The sequence below is a fragment of the Streptomyces sp. NPDC048479 genome (genome assembly GCF_040651435.1).
Lineage (GTDB): Bacteria > Actinomycetota > Actinomycetes > Streptomycetales > Streptomycetaceae > Streptomyces.
On record NZ_JBEZKA010000018.1, the window covers coordinates 90,325 to 115,957 of the forward strand.

The window sequence follows — 25,633 nt, forward strand, 5'->3', positions numbered from 1 at the left end:
CTGGGAGATCGCCGAGGATCCGACCGTCCCCTGGATCCGCCCCCGCTCGACGCACGCCGATGGCGCGGACCACTTCCGTGCCCTGGCCGAGGGCCAGGCGCCCGATCCCGACGCCACGACGGTCGACATGAACGTCGTGGGCGGTCCGGAACCGATGCTCACGGACCCAGCCGGCGGGCACGGTCCGGGCGACCGGCAAGGCCGGCAGCGTTCAGGGCAGCGGCGACCGAGTCAGCCGTCCGGGGCCAGCACCACCACGTCCTCGGCGGCGAAGACGACTCCCACCGTCGCGCCCACCTCCGGCGCATCCAGCAAGGAGCACTCCGCCTCCAGCTGCGGACCGTCGTCGGGTCGCAGCTGTACGGCGACGTGGCTGCCCCGGAACGTACGCGCCTCCACCGTGCAGCGCAGCCCCTCTGCCGGCGGGACAAGTCGGACGCCCGCCGGTCGCACCAGCACCTGCCGGGCGCCCTGCGGCGCGTCCTCCGGCACCGGCACCTTGCCCCACGGGGTGTCCGCGGCCGCGCCGCTCACCGTCGCCGCGACGACGTTGTCGAAGCCGAGGAAGCGCGCGACAAACTCGGACGCGGGCCGCTGCCAGACTTCGAGCGGCGTGCCCGCCTGGGCGATCCTGCCGTCCCGCATGACGACGACACGGTCGGCGAGCGCGAAGGCCTCGCCCTGGTCATGAGTGACGGCGAGCACCGTCGTACCCAACCGCCCGAACAGCCCGCGCAGTTCGACGACCAGCCGCTCCCGCAGCCCTCGGTCCAGCTGGCCGAGCGGCTCGTCCAGCATCAGCAGCCGGGGCTGCGGCGCCAGCGCCCTGGCCAGCGCCACCCGCTGCTGCTCGCCGCCGGACAGCGAGGCCACGGCCCGCCGCTGCGCCGCCGGCAGCCCGACCAGCTCCAGCAACTCGCCGACGCGGCGGGCCTGTTCGTCCCGTCCTGCGCCGTGCATCCGCAGCCCGAAGGCGACATTGCCGCCGACGTCGCGCTGGGGGAAGAGCTGGTGATCCTGGAACATCAGGCCCACCCCGCGCCGGTGCACCGGAACGCCGGCCTGGTCCGCGCCGGACAGCAACACCCGCCCGCCGTCGGCTGCTTGCAGTCCGGCGACGATCCTCAGCAGGGTGGACTTTCCACTGCCGCTCGGCCCCAGCACACAGACGATCTCGTGCTCGGCGACCTCGAGATCCACCGCGTCGAGCGCCGCGCGCGCCCCGAACCGTACGGTCACGTCCTCCAGTCGCAGCAAAGCCATCAGAACTCCCCGGACGATCGGTCGGTACGGATTCGTTCGAGCACCAGCAGCGCCACCGCACACACCACCATCAAGATGGTGCTCAGCGCCATCGCCTGCCCGTAGTTGAGCTCGCCGGGCCGGCCGAGAAGCCGCGCCACGGCGACCGGCAGCGTCGGATTGTCCGGCCTGGCGATGAAGACCGTCGCGCCGAACTCGCCGAGCGAGATGGCGAAGGCGAATCCAGCGGCGATGAGCAGCGCCCGCCGCACCAGCGCCAGATCGACCTCCCGCCACACCCGCAGCGGCGAGGCGCCCAGCACCGCCGCCGCCTCGCGCAGCCGCCCGTCCACCGCCCGCAGCACCGGCAGCATCATCCGTACGACGAAGGGGACGCCGACCAGGGCCTGGGCGAGCGGCACCAGGATCCAGGACTCCCGCAGATCAAGCGGCGGCTCGTCGAGGGTGATGAGGAAGCCGAAGCCGACGGTCACGGCAGAGACGCCGAGCGGCAGCATGAGCAGCGCGTCGAAGCCGCGCAGCAGCCGGCCGGCCTTCCGGGTCAGCGCCGCCGCCGCGAGACCGCCGATGACCAGCGCGATGGCGGTGGCGACCAGGGCGTACCGCAGGGAGTTCCACACCGCGTCGATCGGCGGTACGAGGAAGGCTCCTCCGCTCGCGTCCATCGCGGTCAGCGCCCGGTAGTAGTCGAAGCCGTAGCCGCCGGGCCCGTCGAGGGAACGCTCGACCAGCACCGCGAGCGGCGCCAGGATCAGCAGCAGAATCGTGGTCAGCACCCCGCCGAGCAGCGCCCACTGTCCGGGGCCGCGCGGTCGCCGCGCGGTCTGTGCCGGGTCCACCAGTTTCAGCGCGGTCTCCCGCCGCCGTACCGTCCACGCGTGTACGGCGAGGACCGCGCCCACCGCGGCGAACTGCACCAGCGTCAGCACGGCTGCCGTGGACAGATCCAGCAGCTGAGCCGTTTGTCGATAAATCTCCACCTCGACCGTGGAGAACGTCGGTCCGCCGAGGATCTGTACGACACCGAAGGAGGTGAAGGTGAAGAGGAAGACCATCAGCGCGGCGGCGGCCACGGCGGGCCCGAGGGCCGGCAGCGTCACCCTCCGCCAGGCCGCGAACCGCCCGGCGCCCAGCACCCGGGCGGCCTCCTCCTGACGCGGGTCGAGCTGCGACCACAGACCGCCCACGGTCCGTACGACCACCGCGTAGTTGAAGAAGACGTGCGCGAGCAGAATCGCCCACACCGTCGTGTCCAGCCGTACGCCCCACAGCTCGTCGAGCAGCCCGCCGCGCCCGAGCAGCGCCAGGAACGCCGTCCCGACGACGACGGTCGGCAGCACGAACGGGACGGTGACCACCGCCCGCAGCAGTCGCTTTCCGGGAATGTCGAAACGGGCGAAGACATACGCGCCGGGCAGGGCTATCAGCAGTGTGAGCGCTGTGGAGGCGAGCGCCTGCCACGTGGTGAACCACAGCACCCGCAGGATGTCGGGGCGGCTCAGCACCTCACCGATCCGCCCGAACTGCCAGACCCCGTCGATCTCTAGGCCCCGGCCGACGATCGCGACGACCGGATAGGCGAAGAAGACCGCGAAGAACACGGCGGGCCCGGCCATCAGACCGAGCCGCGCCGCACTCCCGCGGACGGACTTCGTTACTTCAGTACGAGCGAGGACCATGACTGGACCCACTGCTCACGGTTCTTGGCAATCGTGTCGGGAGCGACGGTCTGGGGCTTGACGGCCACCGCGCCGAACTTGGTGAACACCTCGGGCAGCTTCGCGTCCTTGATCACCGGGTTGACGAACATGTTCAGCGGCATGTCCTCCTGGAACTTCTTGGAGACCAGGAAGTCCAGCAGGGCCTTGCCGCCCGCCTCGTTCTTCGCACCCTTGAGCAGACCCGCGAACTCGGTCTGGCGGAAGCAGGTTCCGGTCGCGACCCCGGTGGGCGCCTCGGTCGGCTGCGGCTTGGAGAAGAGCACCTCGGCGGGCGGACTGGAGGCGTACGAGACGACGAGCGGCCGGTCGGCCTTGGCCTTCTTACCGCCCGCGGAGCCGGAGAACTCCTCGTTGTACGCCTGCTCCCAGCCGTCGACGACCTTGACGCCGTTCTCCTTCAGCTTCTTCCAGTAGTCCTGCCAGCCGTCCTCGCCGTACTTGCCGACCGAGCCGAGGAGGAAGCCGAGGCCGGGCGAGGAGGTCGCGACGTTCTCCGTCACCAGGAGGTTCTTGTACGCGGGCTTGGCCAGGTCGTCGAAGGACTGCGGCGGCGCCAGCTTCTTGTCGGCGAAGTACTTCTTGTCGTAGTTGACGCAGATGTCGCCGGTGTCGACGGGCGTGACCCGGTGCTTGTCCTGGTCCAGCTGCACCTCGTCGTTCACCTGGCTCAGGCCCTTTGCCTCGTACGGCGTGAACAGGCCGTTGTCGAGAGCACGCGAGAGCAGGGTGTTGTCGACGCCGAAGAAGACATCGCCCTGCGGGGAGCCCTTGGTGAGGATCTCCCTGTTGAGGGCCGCGCCCGCGTCGCCGCTCTTGAGCACCTTGACCGTGTAGCCGGTCTCCTTGGTGAACTCCTTCAGCACGGAGGCGGAGGCGACAAACGAGTCGTGGCTGACGAGCGTCACGGTCTTCGGCTTCGAGCGGCCGTCCGAGGCCGACGAGTCCTTGGCCTCGCCGCCGCAGGCCGCGAGCGTGGTGACACCGAGCGCCGCGGCCAGCGCGGTGACCGTGATCTTCTTGGTGGTGCTCACTGAAATTCCTCCTGGAGTTGACCAGGAAGAGACGCGGCCCTGCCCGGCTCCCTCGAAGGGAATCCGGGCAGGGCGCAACAGCTTGTGAGTAATGACCGAACTTCCTACCCAGAATGACCTGGGCAAGGTTCAGAGGGTCTGCGACCACTGGGCTTGATTTACCAAACCCGCGTCGCACTCTCAGCGCTGTGGCGCTCCCCTGTCGGAATATGTAGATGTTTCAAGCCAGGTTACACGGGCGCTAACGCTCCGAAGCGGCCAGCTGTCCGCACGCTCCGTCGATCTCCTGGCCACGGGTGTCCCGGACGGTGACCGGCACCCCGTGCGCCGCGATGGCCTCCACAAAGGCCTTCTCGTCCTCGGGCCTCGAAGCCGTCCACTTGGATCCCGGCGTCGGGTTGAGCGGGATCAGATTGACATGGACCCGCCTGCCCTTGAGCAGCCGGCCCAGCAGATCACCCCGCCACGCCTGGTCGTTGATATCGCGGATGAGCGCGTACTCGATTGAGATACGGCGGCCCGACTTCTCGGCGTACTCCCAGGCGGCGTCCAGCACCTCCCGGACCTTCCAGCGCGTATTGACCGGGACCAGGGTGTCGCGCAGCTCGTCGTCCGGCGCGTGCAGCGAGACGGCGAGACGGCACTTGAAGCCCTCGTCGGCGAAGCGATGCATCGCGGGCACCAGGCCGACGGTGGAGACGGTGATCCCGCGCTGCGAGAGACCCAGGCCGTCCGGCTCGGGGTCGGTGAGCCGGCGGATGGAGCCGACGACCCGCTTGTAGTTGGCGAGCGGCTCCCCCATCCCCATGAAGACGATGTTGGACAGCCGCGCCGGTCCGCCCGGCACCTCGCCGTCGCGCAGGGCGCGCATGCCGTCGACGATCTGGTGCACGATCTCGGCGGTCGACAGATTCCGGTCGAGACCGGCCTGACCGGTCGCGCAGAAGGGGCAGTTCATCCCGCAGCCGGCCTGCGACGAGATGCACATCGTCACCCGGTCCGGATAGCGCATCAGCACGGACTCGACGAGCGTGCCGTCGTGCAGCCGCCACAGAGTCTTGCGGGTGGTGTCGTCGTCGCACGAGATATGCCGTACGACGGACATCAGGTCGGGCAGCAGCTCCGAGGCGAGCTTCTCGCGCGCGGCGGCGGGGATGTCGGTCCACTGGGCCGGGTCGTGGGCGTACCGCGCGAAGTAGTGCTGCGAGAGCTGCTTGGCGCGGAACGGCTTCTCGCCGATCGCGGCGACGGCGTCCTTGCGCTCGGCGGGCGTGAGGTCGGCGAGATGCCGCGGGGGCTTCTTGGCTCCGCGGGGCGCGACGAAAGTGAGTTCTCCGGGCTTGGGCATGGTTCGTCCAGTGTCGCAGACGGAATCTCGTGACCTGCGGCCGTTGACGCCCGGGGTGGGCATTGACGTCGTTGTGGGTCACTGCCGGGCACCCTCGGACGGCCCGCAGACGGCCCAGCCCGGAGCGCGTTCTGGCTGGCCAGCGAGCCAAGGGGAAGCGCAAGCGATACCGCTGGAGCCGTCGACCACGGCATGGCGAACCTCTCCCCCGCTGTGGCCTCTCTGCCGAACCGGAGCTCCGGGGGCCTAGACTCGAACGCGTGTCCGAAGAAGTGCCTCGCCTGGAGCGCCTGCGCAGCGTCCGCCAGTGGCTCTCATGGCAGCTGCGCCGCACTGACGAATCCATCGCGGAGCTGGAGCGCCAGGAGACAGCCGCCGTGCGTACGGCACGCACGCTGCCGCCGCGCGAGCCGGCGTGGAAGCTGTCGATGCTGCGAGCAGGCGGCAAACCCAGCCCGGACGCGGTCCACACCAGCGACTGCCGCATGGCCGGCAACCCCACGAAGCAGCTGACCCGGGAGCAGGCACTCCGCGCGCTCACACAAGACGGCATCAGGGCGTGCCCGTACTGCCGGCCCGACACAGACCTCGGTGTGCTGTGAACCGCGAACCGTCGGAGCCGAAGGGCATGGGCACTGCGCCGATCGTCGTGCACCCTGCATCCGGGACGGGCGGCCGCCGGGTGACGATCCGAGGCCAGATCGCGGGCCTCGCCCACAGCGACGCCGACCTGATCGAGTTCCTGCGCCGCGCGGGCCTGCCGGACGCGTGGGAGATCTTGGACGATCCACAGTGGGTGGACTGGCGTCGCGACGAGCCACACAAATTCAACCTGGGCCGCGACTGAGCCGTCAGCTACGCCGGGGCGGACCGCGCCGGGACGGAGTGGCGGTATGGCACCTGCGGGGAGGCCGGCCCTCGCGTGGAGCTGGCTGACCGGCGACAACTTTGTTCAGCAGCGCAAGCTCATGGCCAGGGAGTAGGCCAGCCGCACACCCGCACACCGTCATTGTTGCTGACTACCCCCAACTGGTCCCGCAATGCTCAGCCAACGCTCCGTAGATCATTTACGGGATAACCCCAGCCTCGTGAGCCACCTGGATTACCGCCTCGCCGAAAGCGCCATGTTCCTCCCAGATTATGGCTATTATCTCGATCCAGGGGACTCGTGTAGAGGGTCGAGGGGGCGGAAGTGACCACCCGTACGCGTTTGGTTCTAGTTGTACCGCTGTATTTATCGGCGCTCTGGGGCACCCTTTTTGCAGGCCTGTCAGGCAGCGATGCGGCGGGAATCATATGCTTCCTCCTGGCAGGCGCAGGACTTCTGCAGGTAGTACAGGTGACCCTTCTCCGCGGAAAGCTGACCCCTCCGTCGGTCTGCGTTTTCAACCTCGTTTCGTCAACTGCCCTCGGCCTTGCGTGCGGTATCGCCGCGCGCGGCGAGGAGGGGACCGGGGCCGCAGCAGGGTTACTCATTGGCGGACTGAGTTGCCCGCTTTCACTCTGGCTGGGCGACCTCGCCCAACTACGGCGCAAACCTAGATTCTTCATCAACTACCGCCAAAGCGACTCACTGAGTGAGTGCCACGAAATCTACGACGCTCTGTCGAAGCGATACGGCCACACCCGCGTTTTCAAGGATTCGGAGACGCTGCCCCCAGGTAGGAATTTTCTGCACGCCCTGGGGGCAACGAATCTCCCCACACTGATCAGGCGCTGTGACTGCATGCTGGCCCTGATCGGAGAGAGCTGGCTCGAAACCCGCGACGCGAGAGGCGAGCGGCGGCTCGACCAGCCGGACGATCCCGTCCGTACAGAGATCGAAACAGCGATCGACGCCGAAATCGCTGTAATTCCGGTCCTGGTCGGCAGGGCTGGCCTCCCGGCCGACGAGCGGCTTCCCAACTCCCTCAAGAAGCTGCCTTTCCTACAGGCGACGTATCTGCGGCCGGGGCCCGAGTTCGGTAAAGACCTGGACGGGCTTCTCGAGCGGTTCGAGAACTCTTTCCGACTCGAACGGTCGGAGCTGCTCCAGACGCCTCCCGCTCGGCGGCGCCACAGGGCTGGTGTAACCGCGTTTCTGACGGCTGTCCTCTTGCCGTTCGTCTGGGTTGGGGCTGTGGCATTCGCCGCCGACGCGCGGATCGTCAACAACGTCGCGCTTTCGCCGGACGGGCGGTACGCGGTATCGGCCCACGGCCAAGGCTGGGGCACCGCCACCACGCTTCGGCTCTGGGACACGCGGAGCGGCTCGCAGTTGGCCTCCCGCACCGAGTCCAACGGTCCGATCGTGTGGATCCTACGTTGGTCGCCGGACGGAAGTCGGATCGCCACCGGGCAATCCGACGGGAACGTACGCGTATGGAACCCTGCGACGCTGACGCCGTTACGCACCCTCTCCGGAGGCCAACGCATGATCGAAAGTGTCGAGTGGTCGCCCTCCGGAGACCGGATCGCTGCTGGTGCCTACGGAGGGACCCTGCACGTCTGGAACACCCACACCGGAACACCCGTGGGCGACAGGTTTTTCAACTCGGGCGTTAGCGCCCTGTCCTGGTCGCCGGACAGCAACCGTCTCGCCGTCGGCGGACTGATGCACAATGCCATGGTGGTCAGTGCCAATTCCAAGCGGCTGGACACCTTGCGCACCTTTCAAGTACAGCAGTCCGTCGACTTGCTGGCCTGGTCCCCACACGGTGAAATGCTGGCCACCACCAGCCTGAGCGGAGAAGACCCGCCGTTGGTAATTCATCGTCTTGAGGAGGGCGGCGACACCGTACGACTCTCCCCTGGCTGGCAGGGGCTCGTTGACGATCTCCAATGGTCCCCGGATGGTCGCCGCTTAGCCACTGCCTCCTGGCGGGGTAAACGCGCCCTGGTGTGGCGTACGGACGGCACCCTTGAGCGCAGCCTCTCCTACGGTTCTCTATCTCCCTTCGAACCTCGGGTAGCGTGGTCCCCCGACGGCAAGTGGCTTGCGTCTACCGGCAGCGCCGTGCGTATCTGGTCCCTCACGGACGGCACGGCACGCGAACTGACCGTCCACGACGAGGACATCACCCCAGCCGGGTGGACCCCTGACGGTCGCCTCCTTGTAACTTGGTCATCCAGCGGCATTCAGATATGGGATGTAGGCACCCGGCGGTCAGTCGCGCACTGCCAAATGTCGCTGTGGGACGCCGTGGTGGCCTCGGTGCGGTGACCACCGGTGTCTCCGGCCACTCCGCGAAACGCAGCCAGATTCCCCGCAGAACCGATGCCTTCAGCAGCTGCCAGACACAGCTGGGGAGACCACCGATAGAGGGAGGTTCGGTGTGTTGCTCCCAGGGGGAGTTGTCCGATCGCGCTCCGGGACCGTCCAGGGCCATCCACCCGCCGACCGTTTCTGCAGCTCAGCAATACCGACGGTCGTGTTGACACTACCTCGGACATGCACGGATTCGACATCGGGTGAGACCACAACTGAGACCCGCGCAGCGAGTTGTGGGAGATGCCCGGGAGGAGACGGCCTTGGATCCCTTGTCAGTGCCCTGTTCTACGGTGTCGCCCATGGCACCTTCTGAGATCACTCGCGCGGGCACGGTGCGGTGACGATGAGAGTGTGGATCTGGTTGATGGTCTGGGTGCGGTCTTTGACGGCCGAGCGGCGGACTACGCGCAGGGTGCGGATGGCCTCCACGATGCCGTCGCGGGTCTTCGGTGTTCCGCCGACCCGGCCGGAGAGTAGAAGCAGGAGCTACCTCGGCCCGGCCAGTGGTGTCAGGTCGAGGCGGTACGTTTACCAACCCCTCCGGCTCGTTGGGAGATTCATCCGTTCTGCTTAGGTGACTTTGTGGGCGCGCGTCGGCGCAGCGCGGGCGGAGCGGGCCGGAGGCAGGAGCGGCGCCCGCAGCGGAGCCGGGAAGCGCGCCCGGCGGAGCGGCCCTGACACTGGGGGTGTACGCGCACCTCATGCCTTCGAGCCAGGAGCGGACCAGGAAAACAGTGGACGGCGTCCTATCGCCTAGCCGTGACGTCTCGCATCCCGACCCCACCCGACATGCATGCGCCCGTGCGAGGCACGGGAACAATGCCTTGCATGGGCGCATGGGGGACGTTGTTAGCAACCATTGCTGGTGCCGCGATCGCACTCGTGGGTCAGCACCTGGTGAAGCGGTCTGAGGAACGGGCTCGCATCTCGGAGCTTCTACTTGAGCAATGCGCCATGGTGGCGGCGTCCTCCACAGAGTTCCGGGATCGCATCTGGGAGGAACGTCACCTGGGCTTGGAGGGGCGGGTCGCTAGTTGGGATCTTTCGGCCCTGCGGCTGGCAACAGCCCGCCTGCACATCCTCTCGAAGGATGAAGCCCTGCTGTCGTCACTGGATGAGCTGAACAGGGCTGGCCGGCGGCTTGGAAGCTGCTGGCGACGTGGGGACATGAATACTGCGGACTATTCCGACCTTTGGGACCAACACCACGCTGCTATGAAGCAGTTCGTAGCGGCCAGCGGCAAAGCGGTGCGCCGCCGTCTGTCTCACACTTGAGCGCTGAGCACGGCCCAGAGACGGCCCAGCAAGTCGAAACAGGGACCTTACCGACGTCAAACGCGCAGGTGGGTTGCACGTTCGCGTCTGACGCCTGCCAGTTCTCCGGGCTTGGGCATGGTCCTACCAGTGTCGCAGAGATACGAAGAGGGGCCCGCCGCCCTGTGGACAACGAACCCCTCATCAACGCCTCACATACGAACGCGCAGGTCAGCCGCCACCTACGAAGATCACCATGAGCAGCCAGACGACCGGAGCCGTCGGCAGCAGCGAGTCGAGCCGGTCCATGATGCCGCCGTGGCCCGGCAGCAGCGTGCCCATGTCCTTGATGCCCAGGTCTCGCTTGATCATCGACTCGCCCAGGTCACCCAGCGTGGCGCTGGCCGCGACCGCGAAGCCCAGCAGCAACCCCTGCCACCAGGTGCCGTTGTCGATCACGAACTGCATGAGCAGCGCGCCCGCCGCCATTGCGAACGCCACCGCGCCGAGCAGGCCTTCGCGGGTCTTCCCGGGGCTGATGCGCGGCGCGAGCTTGTGCTTGCCGAAGCGCCAGCCGACGGCGTACGCACCCGTGTCGCTGACCACCGTCAGCACCAGGAAGGTGAGCACCCGCTGCGGCCCGTCGTCCGCGGTGAGCATCATCGCGACGAACGTCGCCAGGAAAGGCACGTAGAACGCGGCGAAGACGCCCGCCGTGACGTCTTTCAGATACCCCTCGGGCGGTTCGGTCATCCGCCAGACCAGCACCGCGAGCGCCGTGAGCGCCATGGCGACCCATGCGCCCTCCGCACCGCGCACATAGCCGGCCACAACCATCGCCGCGCCGCCGACCGCTAGGGGCACCAGCGGTGCCTTGATCTGCTTGCGCTCCTCGAGCCGCGACGTCAGTTCCCACAGCCCGACCACGACGGCGACCGCTATCACGCCGACGAACACGGCCTTGACGATGAAGAGTGACGCGACGATCACCGCGCCGAGGCCGACGCCTACCCCTATGGCCGCCCGTAGATCACGGCCGGCCCGCTTCTTCTGCGGCGGCTCGGGTGCCGTCGGCGGCGGGGTGGGCATGGGCTCCTGCGGCATCTCGTCACGGGACAGGGGACCACTCAGCCGAGCGGCCCCCCGGTCGCGGTCGTTGCGGTCGTCGCCGTCGTTAGGGTCATCGGCGTCTCTACCTGCGTCGGGAAAGTCCGGCACGATGGGCATGGGCCGAGTCTGCTGTGCGTCATGCTCATCGTATGCGGGACCCGCCGGGGCACGCCCCTGGTCGGGCGGCCCCCAGTAACCGGCTCTCGGCGGGGCCCCCCAGGAAGAGTCGTTCATCAGACCTCGAGCAGCTCGGCTTCCTTGTGCTTGAGCAGCTCGTCCACCTGCGCGACGTACTTCGCGGTGGTGTCGTCGAGCTCCTTCTCCGCGCGGCGGCCCTCGTCCTCGCCGACCTCGCCGTCCTTGATCAGCTTGTCGATCGTCTCCTTGGCCTTGCGGCGGACGGAGCGGATCGAGATCTTGGAGTCCTCGGCCTTGGTCTTGGCGACCTTGATGTACTCCTTGCGGCGGTCCTGCGTGAGCTCGGGGAACACCACCCGGATGATATTGCCGTCGTTGCTCGGGTTGACGCCGAGGTCGGAGTCGCGGATCGCCTGCTCAATATTGCGCAGCGCGGTCTTGTCGAACGGGGTCACCACGGCCATGCGCGCCTCGGGAACCGAGAACGAGGCCAGCTGGTTGATCGGGGTCAGTGCACCGTAGTAGTCCGCCACGATCTTGTTGAACATCGCCGGGTGCGCACGTCCGGTGCGGATCGCGGCGAAGTCATCCTTGGCGACCAGGACGGCCTTCTCCATCTTCTCCTCGGCCTCGAGGAGGGTCTCTTCGATCACCACTTGCTCCTGCGTGTCTTGAGTAGGCCCGGCGTGCAACAGGGCCGGCGGAACCTGTGTCGCGTTCCCCTGCACGGTGTCCGACCGGCAGGGCTTTGTCCATCCCTCGAGGGACTCGCCCGAGTCAGGCCCGGGTGCCCTGGTCGCTCACGAGAGTGCCGATCTTCTCACCCTTGACGGCGCGAGCGATATTGCCTGCGGTGAGCAGTTCGAAGACAAGGATCGGAAGGTTGTTGTCGCGGCAGAGCGTGATGGCGGTGGCGTCGGCGACCTTGAGGTTGCGGGAGAGCACCTCGCCGTACTCCAGCGCGTCGAACTTCACCGCGTCGGGGTTGGTCTTGGGGTCGGAGTCATAGACCCCGTCGACACCGTTCTTGCCCATCAGCAGGGCCTCGGCGTCGATCTCCAGGGCGCGCTGGGCGGCGGTGGTGTCGGTGGAGAAGTACGGCATGCCCATACCGGCGCCGAAGATGACGACGCGGCCCTTCTCCAGGTGACGCACGGCGCGCAGCGGGATGTACGGCTCCGCGACCTGGCCCATGGTGATGGCGGTCTGGACGCGCGAGTCGATGCCCTCCTTCTCCAGGAAGTCCTGGAGAGCGAGGCAGTTCATCACCGTACCGAGCATGCCCATGTAGTCGGAGCGGGCCCGGTCCATGCCCCGCTGCTGGAGCTCGGCCCCGCGGAAGAAGTTGCCGCCGCCGATGACGACCGCGATCTCCGCGCCGTCGCGGACGACCGCCGCGATCTCGCGCGCCATGGCGTGTACGACGTCGGGGTCGACGCCGAGCGCCCCGCCGCCGGCGAAAGCCTCACCGGACAGCTTCAGCATGAAGCGCCCGATCTTCTTGCCGTCCTGGTCGTCGCTCTTGTCGTCGGCAGCCTGGTTGGCGTGCGCGCCCTTGTTCATGGAGATCTCCTCGTGCACATACGAAGAAGGCCATTGCCGGTGGGTGCTGGTGTCCCTGTCGGCAATGGCCTCCTCGTCAGATCTGCGGTCGTCCGGCGCCTACGCGGCCGATGACTGCGTGGGAAACCCTAGCGGGCTCCCGTGTCGATCGCGTACGGCTCAGGCGCCGACGCGGATGCGCGAGAAGCGCTTCAGCGTGACACCGGCCTCGTCCAGAACCTTCTGGACGGACTTCTTGTTGTCCTTGGCGAACGGCTGGTCGAGGAGGGTGACCTCCTTGAAGAAGCCGTTGACGCGCCCCTCGACGATCTTCGGCAGGGCGGCCTCGGGCTTGCCCTCCTCGCGCGAGGTGGCCTCGGCGACGCGGCGTTCGTTCTCGACGACGTCGGCCGGAACCTCGTCGCGGGAGAGGTACTTCGGCGCGAAGGCGGCGATGTGCTGCGCGACGTCCTTGCCGATCTCGGCGTTCTGCTTGTCCAGCTCGACCAGGACGCCGACCTGCGGCGGGAGGTCGGGCATGGTGCGGTGCATGTACACACCCACGTAGCCGCCGGAGAACTGCGCGAAGCGATCGAGGACGATCTTCTCGCCGAGGTTGGCGTTGGCCTCGTCGACGTACGCCTGGACGGTCTTGCCGGCCTCGATCTCGGAGGCGAGCAGCGCCTCGATGTCGGCCGGGGAGGACTCGGCCACGTGCGCGGCAAGCGTGTTGGCGACGGCCTGGAACTTCTCGCTCTTGGCGACGAAGTCCGTCTCGCACTTCAGCTCGAGCAGAACGCCGGAGGTCTTGTCCTCGGAGATGAGGGAGACGACGGCGCCGTTCTCCGCGCTGCGGCCCTCGCGCTTGGCGACGCCCTTCTGGCCCTTGACGCGGAGCAGCTCGACGGCCTTGTCGACGTTGCCGTCGGCCTCGTCCAGGGCCTTCTTGCAGTCCATCATGCCGGCGCCGGTGAGCTCACGGAGCTTCTTGACGTCAGCGGCGGTGTAGTTCGCCATGTCCTTGAATCTCTCTCGAAAGTCGAAAGTCGAAGATCTACGGGTGAGCGGCGGGGGCCGGTGCATGGCACCGTCCCCCGCCGTCAACTACCGAACCTGTGAGGTCAGGCCTGCTCGGCGTCCGCGGCCGGGGCCTCGGCGGCCGGAGCCTCAGCAGCAGCCTCGTCGGCCGGAGCCTCAGCAGCAGCCTCGGCGGCGGGGGCCTCAGCAGCGGCCTCGGCCGGCTTCTCGGCCTCGGCAGCCTCGTCGGAGTCGGCCTTCTTCTCGCCCTCGAGGAGGTCGCGCTCCCACTCGGCGAGGGGCTCGCCGGCGGCCTTCTCGCCCGGCTTGGAGTCACCGGTGGCGACGCCGGAACGGGCGATGAGGCCCTCGGCGACGGCGTCGGCGATCACGCGGGTGAGCAGGGTGACGGAGCGGATCGCGTCGTCGTTGCCCGGGATCTTGTAGTCGACCTCGTCGGGGTCGCAGTTGGTGTCGAGGATCGCGACGACCGGGATGTGGAGCTTGCGCGCCTCACCGACGGCGATGTGCTCCTTCTTGGTGTCGACGATCCAGACGGCGCTCGGCACCTTCTGCATCTCGCGGATACCACCGAGGGTCTTCTCCAGCTTGGCCTTCTCGCGGGAGAGGACCAGGAGCTCCTTCTTGGTGAGGCCGGACGCGGCCACATCCTCGAAGTCGATCTGCTCGAGCTCCTTCAGACGCTGAAGGCGCTTGTAGACGGTGGAGAAGTTGGTGAGCATGCCGCCCAGCCAACGCTGGTTGACGTACGGCATACCAACCCGCGTCGCCTGCTCGGCGATGGCCTCCTGGGCCTGCTTCTTGGTACCGACGAACATGATGGAGCCGCCGTGGGCGACGGTCTCCTTGACGAACTCGTAGGCGCGGTCGATGTACGACAGCGACTGGAGCAGGTCGATGATGTAGATGCCGTTGCGCTCCGTGAAGATGAATCGCTTCATCTTCGGGTTCCAACGACGGGTCTGGTGACCGAAGTGGACGCCGCTTTCCAGCAGCTCCCGCATCGTGACGACGGCCATGGCCGTATCTCCTTGGATTCTCGGTTATGTCCTGACGCCCCGACGCGCCGTGCCACAAGGGACCGAGGAGCGCGGCCACCGACCGCTGAGGGTGTGGTGGCGGGGCGTGCGAAGTCGACCCGGTGACCCGGATCGCCATGAGAAGTGTACGGGACCGGGGCGGTGCCGGGTGACGGCGCTGTCCACAACCCGTCAGTACTCCACAGATCTGGACCATGATCAGCGCGGTGGCGGTGTTCCGCGGGACGGTCTGTGCCATGTACCGCGTCATGGACCACTCAATGGACGGCCTCATGGGCCACCGCATGGACCGCAGACTGCTCGTCCCGCTGCTCGCCTTGGCCCTGCTCGTCGTGGGCGCGGGCGTGGCCCCGGCCGCCGGCCGCGACGTGGGCTGGCCGCTGGGGCCGCCGCGCCCCGCGGTCGTACGGGGCTGGGAGCCGCCGGCGTCTGTCTACGGGCCGGGGCACCGCGGAGTGGATCTGGCCGCGCCGCCGGGCACCCCGGTACGGGCCGTGGCACCCGGCCGGGTCTCGTTCGCGGGCCTGGTCGCGGGCCGCGGAGTGCTCTCCATCGTCCTCACCGGTACAGGTGAGCCGCCGCTGCGCACGACATACGAGCCGGTTCGCCCCCTCCTGCCGGAGGGCACGGCGGTGAGCGCCGGCCAGGTGGTGGCCACGGTCGCCCCGGGACCGTCGCACTGTGCCGCGGGCTGCCTGCACTGGGGTCTGCTGCGCGGCACGGAATATCTGGATCCGCTGTCCCTGCTGCCGCCCTGGCTGCTGCGCCGCGGCCCGTCCCGGCTGCTCCCGGTCATCGGCGTCCCGGCACTGGAAGCGGCCCCACCGGCGGCGCATGCCGCGCCTGCGGTCGCGGGGGCTGCGGTCGCGTGGCCCGGCGGCGCGAGGACTGCAGGCGCGGGGCCTGGGGACGCGCTCCACGCGGTACTGCTCGTGGTCACGGCCGCCGTGACACATCGGCGGCCGTGGAGGGCGCCCGCGCGGAGTCAGCCCCGTACGCCCCGCAGCGCCATGGACACGGCCGCGTCGGCGATCTTCGCCGGGTCCTCTGCTGCGCCGAGTTCGATACGGCGGACCGAGGCGTCCACGACGCCCTGCAGCAGCATCGCCGCAAGCCGCGGCTGGTCCTGGCCCAGCTCTCCGAGCGCCTCGACGATCATGGCGATCAGCCCGCCGTGCGCGGCACGGATCTTCTCCCGCGCCCCCGCGTCCAGCTCGCTGGCGGAGATCGCGACGACCGCCCGGTGGCGGCGGTCCCCGACGAGCTCCAGTTGCTGGCGTACGTACGCCTCGACCTTGCCCTCGGCCGTGTCCGCCCGCTCCATCGCGGCCTCGACCTCCGCCGCCCAGACGGGGAAGTCGACCGCGCAGAGCTCTTCGACGACCGCGGCGCGCGAGCGGAAGTACTCGTAGACGGAGGACCTGGCCAGGCCGGTGCGCTCGGCGAGGGCGGGGAAGCTCAACGCCTCCGTACCGCCTTCGGACAGGAGGGAGCGCGCGGCATCCAGCAGGGCGCCTCGCTGCATCGTCCGGTGCTCGGCCACGGAGGCCGCTCGAATCCTGGGCACGCCTCCACTCTACGGATGTCTGCGGACGTGGCAGGGAAGATTCGCGTCAGCGCCCGACGTCGGCCAGCTTCGCGCGGAGTTGCAGAACCGACTTTGTATGGATCTGGCTGACTCTGCTCTCCGTGACGCCGAGGACATTGCCGATCTCGGCGAGGGTGAGGCCCTCGTAGTAGTAGAGGGTGACGACGGTTTTTTCGCGCTCCGGCAGGGTGTTGATGGCGCGGGCGAGCAGCCGCCGCAGCTCCCGGTCCTCGGCCACCTCCACCGGGTTGTCAGCGGCGGTGTCCTCAAGGGTGTCCATCAGGCTGAGCCGGTCGCCGCCTTCGCCGCCGACATGCAGCAGCTCCTCCAGCGCAACGACGTTCGCCAGCGACAACTGGCTGAAAACCGCGTGGAGTTCCTCGACGGCGATGCCCATCTCGGTGGCGACCTCGCACTCGGAGGGCGTACGCCTCAGCTGAGCCTCGAGCGTGGCATAAGCGCGCTCCACGGCCCTGGCCTTCTGCCGAACGGAGCGCGGGATCCAGTCCAGGGCGCGGAGTTCGTCGATCATCGCGCCGCGGATGCGGGTGATGGCGTACGTCTCGAACTTGATCGACCGGTCGATATCGAACTTCTCGATGGCGTCGATGAGGCCGAATACTCCGGAGGAGACGAAGTCCGCTTGTTCAACATTGGACGGCAGTCCCACGCTCACCCGGCCCGCGACGTACTTCACCAGTGGCGAGTAGTGCAGGATCAACTGCTCCCGCAGCCGCTCGTCACCCGTGGCCTTGTACGACCGCCACAGCTCCTCGAGCGACGAGGGAGCGGGGGGCCGCACCGTGCCACGGGCAGCGGGTGGCACTGCCGCGCGGTCAGACCCGGAGGTGTGCTGGGGCATGCGTTGCCTTGAGCCGTTCTGCTGTGATGGGGAGGGGACGAGCGTCTGGGCCGGAATTCTGGTGAGCGTAGCGTGACTGCGGTGTCGCGGTGGGCGAAGGACGGGGGAACGAACCTGTGCGGGTATCTGCCGTCGGCCACACCTTCGAACCGGGGCCGACACCGCGCGCATCGGCCCCTCAGGTGCCATCGACAGGGCTCCAAAGGTCATCGACATCACCTTTTCACCCGAATGCTCCAGGTCAAGTACCGCCTCGCCGCGCGTTCGAGCCGCGGATCGCGCTCCGCGTCAACTGCCAGCTGTCGCCGTGCCGTTCGACAAAACCCAGCGAGTGCAGTTCGTACAGCCTGCCGAGCGTCTCGTCTGCCGTCGTCCCCGCACCACGGGCCACCTGCGCTCCGGCGACCGCGCCACGGGCCGGCAGCGCTTCAAGGACCCGTGCGCTGACGGGATCCAGCAGATCCCTGGGAAGCACGGGTCCCCGGCGGTCTGGAGCGAGGTCTCCGATGTCGCCCACCAGCTCCGCCACTTCGGCGGCGTCGGTGACCAGCACGCCCTCACCCCGCAGCAGTGCATGCACACCGGCCGAGAGCCCACTGGTGGCGGGCCCCGGGACTCCCATCGTGAAGCGGCCCAGCTTCTCTGCACTACGTGCGGTCACCAGCGAACCGCTGCGGTACTCGGCCTCCACAACGACAGTGCCCCTGGTGAGCGCGGCGATCACCCGGTTCCGGAGGATGAATCTGCTGGGTGTCGGGTGGTCGCCCGGCGCCAACTCCCCAATGACCAGGCCCTGTTCCGCAATGCGCCCGATCAACTCGGCATGACCGCGCGGATAGACGACATCGACCCCGCAGGCGAGCACGGCGACGGTGGCCCCGCCCGCGGCCAGTGCACCTCGGTGCGCCGAGCCGTCGACCCCGAAGGCGGCACCCGACACCACGACCCAGCCGCGCTCGGCGAGCCCCGCGCCGAGGCTGGTCGCCATATGAGCGCCGTACGGCGTGCAGGCCCTGGCCCCAACGACTGCGACCGAGCGGAGCGCCCATTTCCGCAGGTCGGACCGGCCACGCACCCAGAGCCCGATGGGTCTGGCGTCACCGAGGTCGTCGAGCTGGGTGGGCCACTCCTGGTCGCCGGGGCAGATGAAGCGGCCGCCGACGGCGGCGACCGCAGCCAGATCGCAGTCGGGCTCGACCCCCGTCGCCCGTATCCGGTAGCCCGCCAGCCGTCGGGCCGAAGCGCCGGTCAGTGCCGGTTCCTCGTACTCCGGCGAGGTGAGCCTGGCCATGAGCTCCCTGGCCCCGATCTCGCGCAACCACCGCCCGCCGTGCTCGTCACCCGGCTCGATCACCCGAGTCAGCGCTGCCCGCGCCACCCGCTCCTCGTCCCCCGCTCCCGAGCCCGGCATCACTGCCCTCCCCCGCCGACCGCGATGGGTACGCCTCGCGAGATGCCCGTACGCAGCTCCAGGGCCAGATCCACGTCGTACTCCTGCGGCCGGTCCCGCCCGGCGAGGTCCGCGATCGTCCACGCCACCCGCAGCACCCGGTCCAGGCCGCGGGCCGTGAGCAGGCCGCGCTCCATGTCCCGCTCGGTCGCGGCCAGCGCCCCGGCCGCGACCGGCCAGCGCGTACGCAGCTCATGGCCGGGTACCTCACTGTTGACGGTCCACGGGGTGCCCTGCAGCCGGGCCGCGGTGCGCTCCCTCGCGGCCCGTACCCGTGCCGCAACGGCCGCCGTCGGCTCGCCGCGACCGCCCTGGCCCAGCAGATCGCCTCGGTCGACCGGCTCGACTCCGACGCGCAGATCGACGCGGTCGAGCAACGGTCCGGACAACCGCGCCTGGTAGCGGCGGATCGCCGACGGCGGGCATTCGCACCCCGCGCCATGCAGGGTGTGCCGTCCGCAAGGGCATGGGTTGGCCGCGAGGACCATCAGGAAACGGGCGGGCAGCCGCACCACTCCCGCGCTCCGCGCCACCACCACATGCCCGGATTCGAGCGGCTGCCGAAGAGCGTCCAGCGCCTTGCCGGAAAATTCGGGAGTCTCGTCGAGGAACAGCACGCCCCGGTGTGCCAGCGACACCGCGCCGGGCCGCGGCAGTCCGTTGCCACCGCCGACGAGCGACTGCATCGTCGCCGAATGGTGCGGCGCGCAATACGGCGGCGTACGTACCAGAGGCTCACCCGGCGGCAGAATGCCCGCCACCGAGTGCACCGCGGTGACCTCCAGGGACTCCCGCCGGGTCAGCGGTGGCAGCACCCCGGGCAGCCGCTCCGCCAACATCGTCTTGCCGGCGCCCGGCGGTCCGTGCAGCAGCAGATGGTGGCCGCCCGCCGCGGCGACCTCCAACGCCGTGCGTGCCTTGCGCTGCCCGGCGACATCGGCCAGGTCGGGGCCGTCCACCGGCTCCAACGCGAGCCCGGTGCCCACCCCCGCGCCGGGCACCATCAGCCCGGCCAGCATCGCGTCCGGACTGCCTGCCGGAGCCGGCTCCTCCTCCGGCACCGGTTCATTGGTCAGTACGGCGATGAGCTGTCGCAGACTCCGTACGCCGAGCACGGAGACCCCCGGTACCAGTGAGGCCTCCCCCGCGGTCTGCTCCGGGACGACCACCTGCCGGTAGCCGGCCTCCGCCGCGGCGAGGACGGCCGGCAGCACTCCGCGCACCGGCCGCACGCGCCCGTCCAGGCCCAGCTCCCCGATCAGCACCAGATCGGCGATGTCCTTCGGGTCGATGCGCTCCGCCGCCCCCAGTACAGCGCAGGCCACAGCGAGATCAAATCCACTGCCGCTCTTGGGCACGGATGCCGGGCTGAGCCCCACCGTGAGCTTCTTCTGCGGCCACTCCGCACCGGAGTTCACCACCGCCGCCCTGACCCGGTCCCGGCTCTCCACCAGGCTCTTGTCCGGCAGCCCCACCAGCGTGAACGCAGCCACGCCCGGCTCCAGGTCCGCCTGGACCTCGACCACCACGCCCTCGACACCCACCAGCGCCACGGAACACGCCCGCGCGAACCCCATCTCAGGCCACCCCCCGCGCATGCTCTACGAGCGGCGCACCACGTCGGGGCAGCACCACTCCCACGAGATCGATGCGGACCCCATCGGGCGGCGGCCCGCCGTGCCTCTCCAGCCAGCACTCGGCCAGCCGTCTCAGCCGCTCCGCCTTTCTCGGCGTGACCGCAGCCATCGGATGCTCGAAGCAACCCGCTCTGCGGGTCTTGACCTCGCAGACGACCACCGCGTCGCCGTCCCGGGCGACGATGTCGATCTCACCGGCCCGCCCACAGCGCCAGTTGCGCGCCAGCACCGTCATACCGGCTTCTGCCAGCAGCCTCGCCGCCAGCTCCTCGCCGTACCGCCCCAGTGCCCCCGTCGCGTTCATCTCGGCACCACCTCCGGCACCGACTGTGACGCGTCAGATCCTCACCAGTGGATCTTGGTGGACAACCCGCCCGTTGTGGATAACTCAGCCACCCGGGGATCAGCCACCCGGAAGCTCGAGATCGCTCTTGTTGAGCTCCTCGATATTCACGTCCTTGAACGTGAGTACCCGCACCTGCTTGACGAACCTCGCCGGTCGGTACATGTCCCAGACCCAGGCATCCGCCATCGAGACTTCGAAGAAGACCTCGCCCTGCACCGAGTGCACCTGCATCTCGTAATCATTGGTGAGGTAGAAACGACGCTCGGTCTCGATCACATATTTGAACAGCCCGACGACATCTCGGTACTCCCGGTAGAGCTTCAGCTCCATCTCGGTCTCGTACTTCTCGAGGTCCTCGGCGCTCATGGCATGTTCCCCTTCAGCCTTGCGTCCCCCTATTGTGCGCCAGCCCCCCGCGCCCCTAGACGATTTCGGGGGCCAGGACCACCGGCGCGCTCGGAGGACCCTCGTCGAGCAGCGTACGCAGCAGCTCGGCGAGCTTGGTCGGATACACCGTCTCACGCGCCGCCGACAGTTCGGCGGAGGTCCACCACCTCAGCCCCGCGACACTGCGCTGCTCAAGCTCCGTCAGCCCTCCCGGGGCCGTCGCCGTCTGCGTCGTACGTGCCAGGAAGTACCACTCGTCCTGGTCCCAGCGGCGTCCGTCGAACGGAAACGAGCAGGTCCGGCGCCACAGCACCGGCCCCAGCTCCACCTCTGTGATCCCGGTCTCCTCCGCCAGCTCGCGCAGCGCGGCCTCTTCCCGGGTCTCGTCGCCCTCCAGGCCGCCGCCCGGAGTGAACCACCAGCTGTCGGCCGGGTCCTCGGGCTCGTATCCGTGCATCAGCAGAATGCGGTCCTGCGGGTCCAGCAGAACCACCCGTGCGACCTTCCGCCGCTCATCCGACACCGGCAGTCGCTTTCCCGCGTCCGCTGCCGCCACTGCCCGAGGCCCCTCGCCGCGGCTTCGACAGCCGCCGGGCGATCGGACCGTATGCCGCCCCGCCCACGATCAGCAGGGCGCCGATCACCACCGAACCGAGCACCAGCTTCACCGGCCCCGGCTGCGACACCCCGCCCGGCAGCACCGCGAAACCCTGCGGCCGGTCCAGCAGGCCGCCGTCCAGCGGCCAGGCGATGGCGTCCAGCCGGGCCGTGACCGCCGAGCGCGGCACCGACCCATGTCCCGGGTCCTGGAGGTGTACGCGCGAGTCCAGCGAGCCCATACGCTCGTCACCGAGCAGGAACAGCTGCCCCTTGGGCACCGTCGCCGTAAAGCTGTTCGAGGCCGGCCCCTTGGCGAGCAAATACGGTTCTTCAATCGCCTTGCCGTTGACGGTCAGCCGGCCACCGTCGCCGCAGCACGCGATCGCGTCACCACCCACGCCGACGACACGCTTCACCATCGGCATATCGCCCCACTGCTTGTCGCGGAAGACCACGATGTCCCCGCGGCGTACCTCCTCGCCGTCTATCCGCTGCGCCAGGACCCGGTCGCCCGCCGCGACGGTCGGCGACATCGAGTCGGTCGGCACGGTGTACGGCTGGTACACCACGGCTCCCCAGATGAACCCTCCGAGGAAGAGCACACAGCCGACGGCCACGGCCAGGCCCGACAGTGCATTGCCGAGCCGGCCGCGGCCGTCTTCCGTACGTCCTGTATTGCTCATCCCAGCGCTCCCCACTTCGGAGATTCGGTCCCCGAGAGTCGAGTCAACCCTCGGAGATCGGCGATCTGGGACGGCACCCTACCCGGCGGTACGCCCGCCGGTCAGCCTCCTCCTGCGCCAGAGCACGATCGGCAGTGCTCCCGCGAGGCCCATCGCCGCAGGAGCCGCGGGCAGAACAGCCGCAGCGGCGTTGATTCCGGGCTGGTCGAAGGTGTCCGGCACCGACAGGGTGGCCCAGCGGTTGACCGGCCAGGCGACCACGACAGCGCGCCCCACGACCTTGTCGACCGGGACGAAGCCGCCGCGCGCATCGGCCATGTGGTACCGGGAGTCCTGGGAGTTCTGGCGGTGGTCGCCCATCACCCAGATCCGGTCCTTGGGCACCTTGAACGGGCCGAAGGGCTGGTCGTCACAGGGAGTGTCACCGGGGAAGATGTACGGCTCGACCAACGCCTTCCCGTTGACCTTGACCGGGCCGCCCTTCTTGCACTCCACCGTGTCACCGGCAACCGCGATCGTCCGCTTGATCAGGTCCTTCTCCTCGGCCGACGGCATCAGGCCGATGAAGCTGAGGAATTTCTGAACGGCGTTCGGGTTGGGGGTGGGTTCACCGTCCAGCCAGCCGCCCGGATCGTGGAAAACCACGACCTCGCCGCGCTCGGGCTCCGAGCCGAACCACGGGGTGAGCTTGTCCACCAGGACCCGGTCGCCCCGCTGCAGGGTGTTCTGCATCGAGTCCGAGGGGATCGAGAACGCCTGCACCAGGAACGTTTTGATCAGGAGCGCGAGAAGCAGCGCGATACCGATCAGGAGCGGCAGTTCCTTCCAGAAGGATCGGTGCTTCTTCTGTCCCGTACGACTGCCCACCGACGATCCGCCCTCAGCCATCTCGGCGTCATCAGCCCTCTCGGCGCCCTCAGCACCCGTCGCCCCGGCGGTCCCCGGTGTCCCGGCCGAATCGTGTGTCACGGCCGGGGTTGACTCGTCGAGCTTCCCGGGCCTCTCCTCGGGCTCGTCGTGTCCGGATCGTGCGCCGACCGCCACATCCCCCACATCCACTCCTCACTCCGTGCGAACCGCCTGCCCCGAAGTCGGAACAGGCCCATCACTCCCATAACGAGCGGGAGTTCCGCAGGGCTCGGGAGCAGGATCATTCCGTTCAGATCCTGAGGGGACACACTATTCGACCCACGGAGTGCCGAAGTCGCCCCGGCGCGCGCGTTCGGCACGGATGTGTACGTCTCCGGCTCCTCCAGCTTCCGCCAGTGGCCGATGGGCCAGCCGATGACGACCGCGCGGCCGACGACCTCGCCCTCCGAAACCGTGCCGCGGTCCTTCTCGTCGAGGTGGAAGCGCGAGTCGGCCGAATTGGACCGGTGGTCACCCATCACGAATATCCGCCCGGCCGGCACCTTGACCTCGAACTTGATCGTCGAGGGAACGTTGCCGGGGTTCAGATACGGCTCGATGAGCGGTACGCCGTTGACGGTGATCCGACCGTCCTTGTCGCAGCACTTGACGGTGTCCCCGCCGACCGCGACCACCCGTTTGATCAGGTCCTGCTCGTCGTCCGAAGGCAGCAGGCCGATGAAGGTCAGCCCCTGCTTGACCTGCTTGACGCCGATCGGGTCTTCCTTCTGCTGCTCATTCGGCGGCAGCCAGCCGCCAGGGTCCTTGAAGACGACGACATCGCCGCGCTGCGGCTTCGAGCCGAACCACGGCGTGAGCTTGTCCACCAGCACGCGGTCCTGGATCCGGATCGTCTGCTCCATCGAGCCCGACGGGATCACGAAGGCCTGCACCAGAAATGTCTTCAGGACCAGGGCGATCATCAGCGCCACGGTGATCAGAAGGGGTATTTCCTTCACGGCCGACCGGCGGCGTTTGCGCTTCACCTTCTGTGCCAGCCTGCGCCGCTCCGCACGGCCCGGCAGCGGCCTGGCGCCGTCCGTGGGCCGTGTCCCGGTGGGCAGCCGGGTGTCGGCCCGATGGCTCGCACTACGCCCGCGGCTACCCATGGGCTCCGCCCGGCATTCGACCCGGATCCGGTACGCGGGAGAAGGCCCCGGCCGGCTCCAGCGAGGTCCAGCGGCCGACCGGCCAACCGATCCAGTCCGCCCGCCCGATCACCTTGTCGACGGGCACCATGCCACCGCCCGGCTCGCCGAGATGGTCGCGGGAGTCGCGGGAGTTGCTCCGGTGGTCTCCCATGACCCACAGCGTGCCCTCGGGGACGACGATGTCGAAGGGGACCTCCGAAGGCACGTCATCGGGGTGCAGATATCTCTCGTCGACCGGTACGCCGTTCACCTCGACCCTGCCCCCTTTGTCGCAGCAGACCACACGGTCACCACCAACACCCACCACGCGCTTCACGAAGTCGGTCTCGGCCGGCTCGGCCAGCCCCAGCGCCGCGAGCGCCCCGCGCGTCAGCCTGCTGACCGGATTTTCTTTCACGCCCTCTCGTACGAAGGATCCCGTGCCGTCGAAGACGACGACGTCTCCCCGCTCGGGCTGGGAACCAAAACGGTACGCCAGCTTGTCCACCAGCACCCGGTCACCGACCTGCAGGGTGGGCTCCATGGAGCGGCTGGGGATCTGGAAGGGCTGCAGCACGAAATGACTGAACAGCAGCACGAGCACCGTGCACGCGACGCCGAGCAGCCCCGCCGTACGCCAGGACAGCCCGGAGAGGCGTTTACCCAGCCCTCCGGATGGCCGCGGGGAACGCCGCCCGGAGGGGCGCGCGGAACGCGCGAAGCGCGACCCCTCTCCCTCTCCCCCGGCTTCGGGGGCGGAAGAGCGGTCGCGCTCCGTGTGCTTCGCTTCGGTGTCCATCGGCCCAGAGCCTATCCGGCCGCCCTGTGACTGGGTTGCTCCCAAGCTGAGCGCGAAGTGTGAGCCGGAGCTCAGTTGTCGCGCTTCTCCTTGATCTTGGCAGCCTTGCCGCGCAGTTCGCGCAGGTAGTAGAGCTTGGCGCGACGGACGTCACCGCGGGTGACGAGCTCGATCTTCTCGAAGATCGGGCTGTGCACCGGGAAGGTGCGCTCGACGCCGACGGAGAAGGAGACCTTGCGGACCGTGAAGGTCTCGCTGACGCCCGAGCCCTGGCGGCGGATGACAACGCCCTTGAACTGCTGGATACGCGAGCGGTTGCCCTCGATGACGCGCACGTGGACGTTCACGGTGTCGCCGGGACGGAAGGCGGGGACGTCGCTGCGCAGCGAAGCGGCGTTGACGTTGTCGAGCAGGTGAGCCATGTTGGTCTGCTTCCTCGCCGATGCCACAGGTCATCAGCGGAATGATCGAGATGGGAGTCAGGGTGCTGTTCGCGTCGAGCGGGCG

Annotated in this window: 24 protein-coding genes, 2 pseudogenes and 1 riboswitch; of the genes and pseudogenes, 5 read left to right on the forward strand and 21 right to left on the reverse strand. The window is 68.6% G+C overall.

All coding sequences use genetic code 11. From position 1 onward, the window contains the following. Nucleotides 1-231: 231 nt before the first annotated feature. From AB0D12_RS26245 to rlmN, 4 genes are all read right to left on the reverse strand, one after another. Nucleotides 232-1,263 carry an ABC transporter ATP-binding protein gene (locus AB0D12_RS26245; protein ID WP_362687561.1) on the reverse strand — a complete coding sequence of 344 codons (1,032 nt, stop codon included), beginning with the start codon at nucleotides 1,261-1,263 and terminating at the stop codon, nucleotides 232-234. Next, a complete protein-coding gene (locus tag AB0D12_RS26250; RefSeq protein ID WP_362687750.1) occupies nucleotides 1,263-2,879 on the reverse strand; it encodes an iron ABC transporter permease in 1,617 nt (538 codons plus the stop codon). Before AB0D12_RS26250 ends, AB0D12_RS26245 begins: the two co-directional genes overlap by 1 nt. Before the next feature lie 38 nt (nucleotides 2,880-2,917). Beyond that, a complete protein-coding gene (locus tag AB0D12_RS26255; protein WP_362687563.1) occupies nucleotides 2,918-4,015 on the reverse strand; it encodes a thiamine ABC transporter substrate-binding protein in 1,098 nt (365 codons plus the stop codon). Between the two features lie 83 nt (nucleotides 4,016-4,098). Further along, a riboswitch (TPP riboswitch) is annotated at nucleotides 4,099-4,226 on the reverse strand. 30 nt (nucleotides 4,227-4,256) lie between these two features. Then, complete coding sequence (gene rlmN, locus AB0D12_RS26260) at nucleotides 4,257-5,363, reverse strand: 23S rRNA (adenine(2503)-C(2))-methyltransferase RlmN (RefSeq protein ID WP_362687565.1); 1,107 nt, start codon at nucleotides 5,361-5,363, stop codon at nucleotides 4,257-4,259. Between the two features lie 260 nt (nucleotides 5,364-5,623). Between rlmN and AB0D12_RS26265 the strand changes: the two genes are divergently transcribed. The 4 genes from AB0D12_RS26265 (at nucleotide 5,624) to AB0D12_RS26280 (ending at nucleotide 9,888) form a co-directional block, all read left to right on the forward strand. Then, the gene (locus AB0D12_RS26265) at nucleotides 5,624-5,965 is read left to right on the forward strand and encodes a DUF6233 domain-containing protein (RefSeq protein ID WP_362687568.1); all 342 of its coding nucleotides are present in this window, start codon (nucleotides 5,624-5,626) and stop codon (nucleotides 5,963-5,965) included. A 26-nt stretch (nucleotides 5,966-5,991) separates the two neighbouring features. Beyond that, complete coding sequence (locus tag AB0D12_RS26270; protein ID WP_362687571.1) at nucleotides 5,992-6,210, forward strand: hypothetical protein; 219 nt, start codon at nucleotides 5,992-5,994, stop codon at nucleotides 6,208-6,210. 345 nt (nucleotides 6,211-6,555) lie between these two features. Further along, nucleotides 6,556-8,565 (forward strand): toll/interleukin-1 receptor domain-containing protein, encoded by a 2,010-nt coding sequence (locus AB0D12_RS26275; RefSeq protein WP_362687574.1) that lies wholly within the window; start codon nucleotides 6,556-6,558, stop codon nucleotides 8,563-8,565. Nucleotides 8,566-9,441: 876 nt separating this feature from the next. Then, a complete protein-coding gene (locus AB0D12_RS26280; protein ID WP_362687577.1) occupies nucleotides 9,442-9,888 on the forward strand; it encodes a hypothetical protein in 447 nt (148 codons plus the stop codon). A gap of 210 nt (nucleotides 9,889-10,098) precedes the next feature. Here AB0D12_RS26280 and AB0D12_RS26285 read toward each other — a convergent pair whose 3' ends face one another. The 5 genes from AB0D12_RS26285 to rpsB form a co-directional block, all read right to left on the reverse strand. Beyond that, a complete protein-coding gene (locus AB0D12_RS26285; protein WP_362687580.1) occupies nucleotides 10,099-11,211 on the reverse strand; it encodes a phosphatidate cytidylyltransferase in 1,113 nt (370 codons plus the stop codon). Then, nucleotides 11,211-11,768 (reverse strand): ribosome recycling factor, encoded by a 558-nt coding sequence (gene frr / locus AB0D12_RS26290; protein ID WP_326652908.1) that lies wholly within the window; start codon nucleotides 11,766-11,768, stop codon nucleotides 11,211-11,213. Before frr ends, AB0D12_RS26285 begins: the two co-directional genes overlap by 1 nt. Nucleotides 11,769-11,892: 124 nt before the next feature. After that, nucleotides 11,893-12,678 carry a UMP kinase gene (gene pyrH / locus AB0D12_RS26295; protein ID WP_327328512.1) on the reverse strand — a complete coding sequence of 262 codons (786 nt, stop codon included), beginning with the start codon at nucleotides 12,676-12,678 and terminating at the stop codon, nucleotides 11,893-11,895. A gap of 159 nt (nucleotides 12,679-12,837) precedes the next feature. Next, nucleotides 12,838-13,674, reverse strand: a complete 837-nt coding sequence (gene tsf, locus AB0D12_RS26300) for a translation elongation factor Ts (protein ID WP_362687584.1) — start codon at nucleotides 13,672-13,674, stop codon at nucleotides 12,838-12,840. Nucleotides 13,675-13,778: 104 nt separating this feature from the next. Continuing rightward, nucleotides 13,779-14,714 carry a 30S ribosomal protein S2 gene (gene rpsB, locus AB0D12_RS26305; RefSeq protein ID WP_362687587.1) on the reverse strand — a complete coding sequence of 312 codons (936 nt, stop codon included), beginning with the start codon at nucleotides 14,712-14,714 and terminating at the stop codon, nucleotides 13,779-13,781. Nucleotides 14,715-15,109: 395 nt separating this feature from the next. On the opposite strand from rpsB, the pseudogene AB0D12_RS26310 reads away from it, so the two are divergent. Further along, nucleotides 15,110-15,541 (forward strand): annotated as a pseudogene (locus AB0D12_RS26310) (M23 family metallopeptidase); the annotation flags it as partial. Between the two features lie 179 nt (nucleotides 15,542-15,720). Here AB0D12_RS26310 and AB0D12_RS26315 read toward each other — a convergent pair. The 12 genes and pseudogenes from AB0D12_RS26315 to rplS form a co-directional block, all read right to left on the reverse strand. Beyond that, nucleotides 15,721-16,278 carry a helix-turn-helix domain-containing protein gene (locus tag AB0D12_RS26315; RefSeq protein ID WP_362687752.1) on the reverse strand — a complete coding sequence of 186 codons (558 nt, stop codon included), beginning with the start codon at nucleotides 16,276-16,278 and terminating at the stop codon, nucleotides 15,721-15,723. Between the two features lie 70 nt (nucleotides 16,279-16,348). Next, nucleotides 16,349-17,185, reverse strand: coding sequence for an RNA polymerase sigma factor WhiG (whiG, locus tag AB0D12_RS26320; RefSeq protein ID WP_326652901.1), 837 nt, complete (start codon nucleotides 17,183-17,185; stop codon nucleotides 16,349-16,351). A 241-nt stretch (nucleotides 17,186-17,426) separates the two neighbouring features. Then, nucleotides 17,427-18,596, reverse strand: a complete 1,170-nt coding sequence (dprA, locus tag AB0D12_RS26325; protein WP_362687590.1) for a DNA-processing protein DprA — start codon at nucleotides 18,594-18,596, stop codon at nucleotides 17,427-17,429. After that, nucleotides 18,596-20,212 carry a YifB family Mg chelatase-like AAA ATPase gene (locus AB0D12_RS26330; protein ID WP_362687593.1) on the reverse strand — a complete coding sequence of 539 codons (1,617 nt, stop codon included), beginning with the start codon at nucleotides 20,210-20,212 and terminating at the stop codon, nucleotides 18,596-18,598. The genes dprA and AB0D12_RS26330 overlap by 1 nt, the downstream gene beginning before the upstream one ends. Before the next feature lies 1 nt (nucleotide 20,213). Beyond that, nucleotides 20,214-20,576 carry a YraN family protein gene (locus AB0D12_RS26335; RefSeq protein WP_327326351.1) on the reverse strand — a complete coding sequence of 121 codons (363 nt, stop codon included), beginning with the start codon at nucleotides 20,574-20,576 and terminating at the stop codon, nucleotides 20,214-20,216. 99 nt (nucleotides 20,577-20,675) lie between these two features. Then, nucleotides 20,676-20,984, reverse strand: a complete 309-nt coding sequence (locus AB0D12_RS26340) for a DUF2469 domain-containing protein (RefSeq protein ID WP_003965949.1) — start codon at nucleotides 20,982-20,984, stop codon at nucleotides 20,676-20,678. Between the two features lie 55 nt (nucleotides 20,985-21,039). After that, nucleotides 21,040-21,528, reverse strand: a complete 489-nt coding sequence (locus AB0D12_RS26345) for an NUDIX hydrolase (RefSeq protein WP_362687596.1) — start codon at nucleotides 21,526-21,528, stop codon at nucleotides 21,040-21,042. Continuing rightward, nucleotides 21,518-22,288: a signal peptidase I gene (lepB, locus tag AB0D12_RS26350; protein ID WP_362687599.1), complete on the reverse strand. Its 771-nt coding sequence runs from the start codon at nucleotides 22,286-22,288 to the stop codon at nucleotides 21,518-21,520. Before lepB (AB0D12_RS26350) ends, AB0D12_RS26345 begins: the two co-directional genes overlap by 11 nt. Before the next feature lie 78 nt (nucleotides 22,289-22,366). Next, nucleotides 22,367-23,176, reverse strand: coding sequence for a signal peptidase I (lepB, locus tag AB0D12_RS26355; RefSeq protein ID WP_362687602.1), 810 nt, complete (start codon nucleotides 23,174-23,176; stop codon nucleotides 22,367-22,369). A gap of 28 nt (nucleotides 23,177-23,204) precedes the next feature. Continuing rightward, nucleotides 23,205-24,306 (reverse strand): annotated as a pseudogene (lepB, locus tag AB0D12_RS26360) (signal peptidase I). Beyond that, a complete protein-coding gene (lepB, locus tag AB0D12_RS26365) occupies nucleotides 24,299-25,126 on the reverse strand; it encodes a signal peptidase I (RefSeq protein ID WP_362687605.1) in 828 nt (275 codons plus the stop codon). Before lepB (AB0D12_RS26365) ends, lepB (AB0D12_RS26360) begins: the two are co-directional and overlap by 8 nt. Before the next feature lie 71 nt (nucleotides 25,127-25,197). Beyond that, complete coding sequence (gene rplS / locus AB0D12_RS26370) at nucleotides 25,198-25,548, reverse strand: 50S ribosomal protein L19 (RefSeq protein ID WP_327326346.1); 351 nt, start codon at nucleotides 25,546-25,548, stop codon at nucleotides 25,198-25,200. Nucleotides 25,549-25,633 lie beyond the last annotated feature (85 nt).